Origin of the sequence: Geobacillus proteiniphilus (assembly GCF_001908025.1) — a bacterium.
Taxonomy (GTDB): Bacteria; Bacillota; Bacilli; order Bacillales; family Anoxybacillaceae; genus Geobacillus; species Geobacillus proteiniphilus.
Window position 1 is genome coordinate 1 of the sequence record NZ_MQMG01000086.1, and the last position, 7652, is coordinate 7652.

Annotated in this window: 7 protein-coding genes; all 7 read left to right on the plus strand. The window is 56.0% G+C overall.

The features are described from left to right. The first annotated feature begins 100 nt into the window (after positions 1–100). Positions 101–1060, plus strand: a complete 960-nt coding sequence (fmt, locus tag BRO54_RS18155; RefSeq protein WP_042381408.1) for a methionyl-tRNA formyltransferase — start codon at positions 101–103, stop codon at positions 1058–1060. After that, a complete protein-coding gene (gene rsmB, locus BRO54_RS18160; RefSeq protein ID WP_042381406.1) occupies positions 1047–2381 on the plus strand; it encodes a 16S rRNA (cytosine(967)-C(5))-methyltransferase RsmB in 1335 nt (444 codons plus the stop codon). The genes fmt and rsmB overlap by 14 nt, the downstream gene beginning before the upstream one ends. Positions 2382–2385: 4 nt before the next feature. Then, complete coding sequence (gene rlmN / locus BRO54_RS18165; protein ID WP_042381404.1) at positions 2386–3483, plus strand: dual-specificity RNA methyltransferase RlmN; 1098 nt, start codon at positions 2386–2388, stop codon at positions 3481–3483. A 5-nt stretch (positions 3484–3488) separates the two neighbouring features. Then, entirely contained in the window at positions 3489–4238 is a 750-nt protein-coding gene (locus BRO54_RS18170; protein ID WP_042381401.1) for a Stp1/IreP family PP2C-type Ser/Thr phosphatase, read from the plus strand. A 5-nt stretch (positions 4239–4243) separates the two neighbouring features. Beyond that, on the plus strand, positions 4244–6199 hold the full coding sequence (gene pknB, locus BRO54_RS18175) for a Stk1 family PASTA domain-containing Ser/Thr kinase (RefSeq protein WP_042381447.1): 1956 nt from the start codon (positions 4244–4246) through the stop codon (positions 6197–6199). A 20-nt stretch (positions 6200–6219) separates the two neighbouring features. Further along, a complete protein-coding gene (gene rsgA, locus BRO54_RS18180) occupies positions 6220–7101 on the plus strand; it encodes a ribosome small subunit-dependent GTPase A (protein ID WP_014195416.1) in 882 nt (293 codons plus the stop codon). A 2-nt stretch (positions 7102–7103) separates the two neighbouring features. Further along, positions 7104–7652: ribulose-phosphate 3-epimerase (gene rpe, locus BRO54_RS18185; protein ID WP_074044798.1), on the plus strand; the 549-nt coding region annotated here is incomplete at its 3' end.

Genomic DNA, 7652 nt, shown 5'->3' on the forward strand with positions numbered 1-7652 from the left:
CGTGAGCGACCCAAGAATCCCACGTCCTTTAGGCGTGTGGAGTGTCAAGTCGAAAGTGATTCGGTATTGCGATCTTGAAGAATTGGAAGGATAGATGCCAATGACGAACATTGTGTTTATGGGAACACCTGACTTTGCCGTGCCGATTTTGCGCCAGCTTCTTCATGACGGCTACCGCGTTGCAGCGGTCGTCACCCAGCCGGATAAGCCAAAAGGGCGGAAGCGCGAGCTCATTCCGCCCCCGGTGAAAGTGGAAGCGGAGCATCACGGCATCCCGGTGCTGCAGCCGACGAAAATTCGCGAGCCGGAGCAATACGAACAAGTGCTGGCGTTTGCGCCCGATTTGATTGTAACGGCGGCGTTCGGGCAAATTTTGCCGAAAGCGCTGCTTGATGCACCAAAATACGGCTGCATCAACGTCCATGCCTCGCTTCTGCCCGAGCTGCGCGGCGGGGCGCCGATCCATTACGCCATTTGGCAAGGGAAAACGAAAACGGGCGTCACGATCATGTATATGGTGGAGCGGTTGGACGCCGGCGACATGTTAGCGCAAGTCGAAGTGCCGATTGCCGAAACGGATACGGTCGGCACGCTCCATGATAAATTGAGCGCCGCCGGGGCTAAACTACTATCAGAAACGCTTCCACTTTTATTGGAAGGAAAAATTACGCCCGTTCCGCAAGATGAGGAGAAAGCGACGTATGCGCCGAACATTCGCCGCGAGCAGGAGCGGATCGATTGGACGCAGCCCGGCGAAGCCATTTACAACCATATTCGCGCCTTCCATCCGTGGCCGGTCACGTATACAACGCAGGATGGGCACATTTGGAAGGTTTGGTGGGGTGAAAAAGTGCCGGCGCCCCGTTTGGCGCCGCCGGGCACGATTTTGGCGCTCGAGGAAAACGGCATTGTCGTGGCCACCGGCAATGAGACAGCCATTCGCATCACCGAATTGCAGCCGGCCGGAAAAAAACGGATGGCGGCGGGCGAATTTTTGCGCGGCGCCGGCAGCCGGCTGGCGGTCGGCATGAAGCTAGGAGAGGATCATGAACGTACGTGAACTTGCTTTAGATACGCTGTTAGCCATTGAACAAAAAGGAGCGTACAGTCATTTGCAATTAAACGAAGCCATTCAAAAAGGACGCCTTGACGGGCGCGATGCGGCGCTGTTGACCGAGATTGTCTACGGCACGGTGCAACGGCGCGATACGCTCGATTATTATTTGGCGCCGTTTTTGCGCAAGGCGCGCCGGCTTGAGCCGTGGGTGCGCGTGCTTCTTCGGTTGACGCTGTATCAAATGGTGTATTTGGACCGTGTTCCCGACCGCGCCGCCGTCTTTGAAGCGGTTGAAATCGCCAAACGGCGCGGCCATCGCGGCATCGCTTCACTTGTCAACGGCGTATTGCGGGCCATCGGCCGCGAGGGGCTGCCGTCGATCGAGGCGGTTGATGACGCGGGCAAGCGGCTCGCCCTTGCCACCAGCCATCCCGAGTGGCTCGTCCGGCGCTGGATCCAGCAATATGGTTATGAAGAAGCGGCGCGCATGTGCGAGACGAATTTGCGCCCGCCGCAATCAACGGCCCGCGTCAACCGGCTGCGTGCGACTGTCGAAGAAGCACTCGAGCGGCTGCGCGCTGAAGGGATGCAGGCAATCCCTGGCCATGTCGCTCCGGAGGCCATCCGGGCGGAAAAAGGGAATTTGGCTCATACGGAGACGTTTCGCGCCGGTTGGCTGACGATTCAAGATGAAAGCTCAATGCTTGTCGCTCGAGCGCTCGACCCAGCCCCCGGCGAGCGGGTGCTTGACTGCTGCGCGGCGCCGGGCGGGAAAACGACCCATATCGCCGAGCGGATGGACGGGCGCGGCGAGGTCGTTGCTGTTGATATCCACGAACATAAGGTAAAGCTGATCGAACAGCAGGCCAAGCGGCTCGGTCTTGACAACGTTGCGACGCTCGCCCTTGACAGCCGCCGGCTCGGCGAGCGGTTTGCCCCGGAATCGTTTGACCGCGTTTTGGTCGATGCGCCGTGCACTGGATTCGGCGTCATTCGCCGCAAACCGGAGATCAAATATACGAAAGGGAGAGACGATGTCGCCGCGCTTGTCGAGATTCAGCAAGCCATTTTGCGGGCGGCCGCCCCGCTTTTGAAAAAAGGCGGTACGCTTGTCTACAGCACATGCACGGTGGAGCGCGAGGAAAATGAAGAAGCCATCGCCCGCTTTTTAGCGGATCATCCGGACTTCTTCCTCGACGCCAGCCTTCCCGAGCGGATGCCGGAACCGGTGCGGCCGCATGTGAAAGGCGGCATGCTTCAGCTGCTGCCGCATCATTTTGACTCTGACGGGTTTTTTATCGCCCGACTGCGAAAGAAGGTGTAAAAGCATGGAAATGGCTCGTCCGGCTGCCCGCCGCTCTGTCGGCGAAACGCAGCCTCCGTTGCCATCGATTTATTCGCTCACGCTAGACGAATTGAAGGAATGGCTGGTCGCTCAAGGCGAAAAGCCGTTTCGGGCCACGCAAATTTACGAGTGGCTGTATCAAAACCGCGTCACCGATTTTGCCGACATGACGAATTTGCCAAAGCGGCTGCGCGAACAGCTAGCGTCATCATTTTCGATCACGACGTTGAAAACCGTGGTCAAACAAACGTCTAAAGACGGAACGATCAAATTTTTGTTTGAGCTCCATGACGGCTATTCGATCGAGACGGTGCTCATGCGTCATCACTACGGCAATTCGGTGTGTGTCACGACGCAAGTCGGCTGCCGCATCGGCTGCACGTTTTGCGCTTCGACGCTCGGCGGACTGAAGCGTCATTTAGAGGCGGGCGAGATCGTCGCCCAAGTCGTGCAAGTGCAAAAGGCGCTCGATGAAACGAATGAACGCGTCAGCAGCATCGTCGTCATGGGCATCGGCGAGCCGTTTGACAACTACGATGCGCTCATCAAGTTTTTGCGCATCGTCAATCACCCAAAAGGGTTGAACATTGGCGCCCGCCATATCACCGTTTCCACCAGCGGCATCATCCCAAAAATTTACCAATTTGCCGATGAAGGAATGCAAATCAACTTCGCCATTTCGTTGCATGCACCGACGAATGAGCTGCGGACGAAACTCATGCCGATCAATAAAGCGTACCCGCTGCCCAAGTTGATGGAGGCGGTTCGGTATTACATTGAAAAAACCGGCCGGCGCGTGACGTTTGAATACGGATTGTTCGGCGGGGTGAACGACCAGCTTGAGCACGCCGAGCAGTTGGCCGAGCTGATTAAAGGGCTGAAATGCCATGTGAATTTGATTCCGGTTAACTACGTGCCGGAGCGCAACTATGTGCGCACGCCGCGCAGCCAAATTTTCGCCTTTGAACGGGCGTTGAAAAAACATGGAATCAATGTCACCATTCGCCGCGAACATGGACACGACATCGATGCCGCCTGCGGACAGCTTCGCGCGAAGGAGCGAAAAGAGGAGACGAGGTGAATCGGATGCGAGCCGTTTTCCGAACTGACATCGGCCAAATTCGCGAACATAACGAAGACAGCGGCGGCGTATTTGTCAATCAAAGCGGCCAATATTTAGCGGTCGTCGCTGACGGGATGGGCGGCCATCGCGCCGGTGATGTGGCCAGTTCCATGGCGGTGGCGTATTTGCAGGAGCGATGGGAGAAAGAGAGTGGCCTTGCTTCGCCGGCTGAGGCGGAGCAATGGCTCAAGACGCAGATTGCGGCGGCGAACGAACAATTGTTTCACCATGCCCGTTCCCACCCGGAATGTCAAGGAATGGGGACGACGGTCGTCGCCGCCGTTTGCGCTAATTCGTTTGCGACGGTTGCCCATATCGGCGACAGCCGCTGCTACGTGCTCAACAAAAGCGGAATTCAGCAGCTGACCGACGACCATTCGTTGGTCAATGAGCTCGTCAAAAGCGGGCAACTTTCCAAAGAAGCGGCTGAGCATCATCCGCGCAAAAACGTGCTGTTGCGGGCGCTCGGCACGGAACCGGCGGTGAAAATCGACGTTAAAACAGTGGCGCTCGACGAGGACGACATGTTGCTGTTATGTTCGGACGGGTTGTCCAATAAAGTGCCGGAAGCGGACATGATACATATTTTGACGGGTGCCGGCACGCTGGAAGAGAAGGCGGAGGCGCTTATCCAGCTCGCCAACGGGCGGGGCGGAGAAGACAACATTTCGCTGGCGGTCATCGATGTTTCAGCGGAACGTGAAGGTGGGTGATCGGCGTGCTCATTGGAAAGCGATTGAATGACCGCTATAAAATCATCAGCCTCATCGGCGGCGGCGGTATGGCCAACGTGTATTTGGCCCGCGATATGATTTTGGAGCGCGATGTTGCTGTCAAAGTGCTCCGCCTTGATTTTGCCAATGATGATCAGTTCATCAAACGGTTCCGCCGCGAGGCGCAAGCGGCGACGAGCTTAAACCATGAACATATCGTCTCCATTTATGACGTCGGCGAAGAGGAAGGCGTCTATTACATCGTCATGGAATATGTGCGCGGCGCGACACTGAAGCAATACATCCAGCAGCACGCTCCGCTTCCGGTCGAACGGGCGCTTGGCATCATGGACCAGCTGACATCAGCGATCGCCCATGCCCATGAGAACGGCATCATCCATCGCGACATTAAACCGCAAAACATTTTGCTTGATGAGCACGGCAATGTGAAAGTGACCGACTTCGGCATCGCTGTGGCGATGAGCGGCACGACGATCACGCAGACCAACTCGGTGCTCGGTTCGGTTCATTATTTGTCGCCGGAGCAGGCGCGCGGTGGCATCGCTACTGAAAAATCGGATATTTATTCACTCGGCATTGTCATGTTTGAACTCGTCACCGGTCGGCTGCCGTTTTCCGGCGAATCAGCCGTTTCGATCGTGTTGAAGCACTTGCAGGCGGAAACGCCGTCGCCGAAGGCGTGGAATCCGGACATCCCGCAAAGTGTGGAAAACATTATTTTAAAAGCGACGGCGAAAGACCCGTTTTACCGCTATGCATCCGCGCGCGAAATGAACGAGGACATTCGGACAGCGCTGGATCCAAGGCGGCGCAACGAGCCGAAATTTACCATACCCGATGACGATGAGGAAGCGACGAAAGCCGTTCCGATGATCAAACATGTGGAAAGCGCGGCGTTGGAGCAAGAGACGCTTGTGTACGAAGAAAAAACGAGCGAACCGGTTCATACGATCGACGAACCGAAACCGAAGCGGAAGCGGGTATGGATTGCATGGCTTGTGGCTGCCTTGCTGTTCATGGGAGCTGTCGGCGTCAGCGCGGTCACATGGATTCCGGACCTCATTTTTCCAAAAGAAGTGACGATGCCGAACGTGGTCAACAAAAACTATGATGACGCTGTTGAACAGCTGTCGTCTCTCGGTTTGGAAATCAAAGATACGATCGATGTGGAAGATGATCAAATCGAAGAAGGAAAAGTCGTGCGCACCGATCCGGAAGCCGGCATGACGGTGAAGAAAGGGGCCGGCGTCATTATTTATAAAAGCATTGGAAAAAAGAAAATCGAATTTCCAAGCTTCATTGGCGATGATATTGCTGCGGCGGAGGAGGAGCTGCGCGCCGAAGGGTTTGCCCGCATCACACGCAGCGGCCGCTACAGCGACAAGCCGGAAGGGACGATTTTGGATCAATACCCGTACGCCGGTGATGAAGTCGTGCCTGATGAAACGGAAGTGATGTTCACCGTCAGCCTCGGGCCGGAGAAGGTCACCGTTAAAGATTTGACCGGCTATACGGAAAAAAGCGTGCGCGACTACGGCGCGGATCAAGGGCTGCGCATTGACGTGAAGTACGAGTATTCAGACGAGGTGCCGGAAGGGCTTGTCATTTCGCAAACTCCAGCGGCGAACGAGCAGGTAAAAAAAGGGGAAACCATCACTGTCGTCATTTCCCGCGGGCCGGAGCCGAAGCCGTCCAAAACGGTGGTGAAAGAGATTATGATCCCGTATGAACCGGCGATGCCCGGGCAAATTGTTGAAGCCCAGCTTTACATCCAAGATGCCACCCACAATATGTCAACGCCATACAAAACATACCGGCTGACGGCGCCAGCGACCGAGATGGTCGAGTTTGAAATTCCATATGGGGAGACCGCTTATTACCGCGTCATTGTCAACAATGTCGTCAAAGAGGAAGGGTCGATCCCATACCCAAGAAAATGACGGGAAAAAGGGGTGAGGCTATGGCGGAAGGACAAATCATTAAAGCGTTAAGCGGATTTTATTACGTCTTGTCCGAAGGCCGCGTGTTCCAATGCCGCGGGCGCGGTGTGTTCCGCAAGAAAAAAGTGACGCCGCTCGTCGGCGACCGCGTCGTTTTTCAGGCGACGAGCGAAACGGAAGGCTATATTTTGGAGATTGGCGAGCGGCAAAATGAGCTTGTGCGGCCGCCGATTGCCAACGTCGAGCAGGCGATTTTAGTCTTTTCGGCTGTAAGCCCGGACTTCAGCGCCAAGCTGCTCGACCGCTTTCTTGTCTTGGTTGAATCGAAACGCATCACGCCGATTATTGTCATCAGCAAAATCGATTTGTTGGATGGCGAATCGAAAGAAGAGATCGCCCGCTACGTGCATGATTACCGGCGCATCGGCTACGACGTGATTGAAACGTCAGCAGTGACCAAGGGCGGCCTCGATGAACTGGCGTTGCGCCTTCGCGGCCGCGTCTCCGTCGTCGCCGGGCAGTCCGGCGTCGGCAAATCGTCCCTATTAAACGCGCTCCGTCCGGATTTGCGGTTGAAAACGGGCGACATTTCCACCCATTTAGGGCGCGGCAAGCATACGACCCGCCATGTCGAACTGCTTGAGGTCGCCGGTGGGCTTGTCGCCGACACCCCAGGGTTTAGTGCACTTGAGTTCGACCAGATCGAGCTTGACGAATTGCCGCATTATTTTCCTGAATTCCGAACATACGGGGAAGGGTGCAAGTTCCGCGGCTGCCTTCATATCGCCGAGCCGAAATGCGCTGTGCGTGAGGCGGTCGAGGCTGGGGAGATTCCATCGTACCGCTATGACCACTACGTTAGTTTTGTTGCCGAAATGAAAGAACGAAAGCCGAGGTATTGAACATGATTCGAATTGCGCCATCGATTTTATCAGCCGATTTCGCCCGCCTGGCTGAGGAAATTCGTTCGGTCGAGGAAGGCGGGGCGGATTGGATTCATGTCGATATCATGGACGGGCATTTCGTGCCGAATTTGACGTTCGGTCCGCCGGTCGTGGCCGCCATTCGACCGGTGACGAAGCTGCCGCTTGACGTCCATTTGATGATCGCCGACCCGGACCGATACATTCCGGCGTTTGCGAAAGCGGGCGCGGATGTGATTTCCGTCCATGTTGAGGCGTGCATGCATTTGCATCGGACGATTCATTTTATCAAAGAACAAGGCGTCAAAGCCGGGGTGGTGCTCAATCCGCATACACCGGTCGAGATGATCCGCCATGTGATCGCTGATGTCGATCTCGTCTTGTTGATGACGGTCAATCCAGGGTTTGGCGGACAGGCGTTCATTCCGGCGGTCGTGCCAAAAATCCGTGAGGTCGCCCGGATGGCCAGCGAACAAAACAAAGAGGTCGATATTGAGGTCGACGGCGGCATCAATGCGGAAACGGCGCCG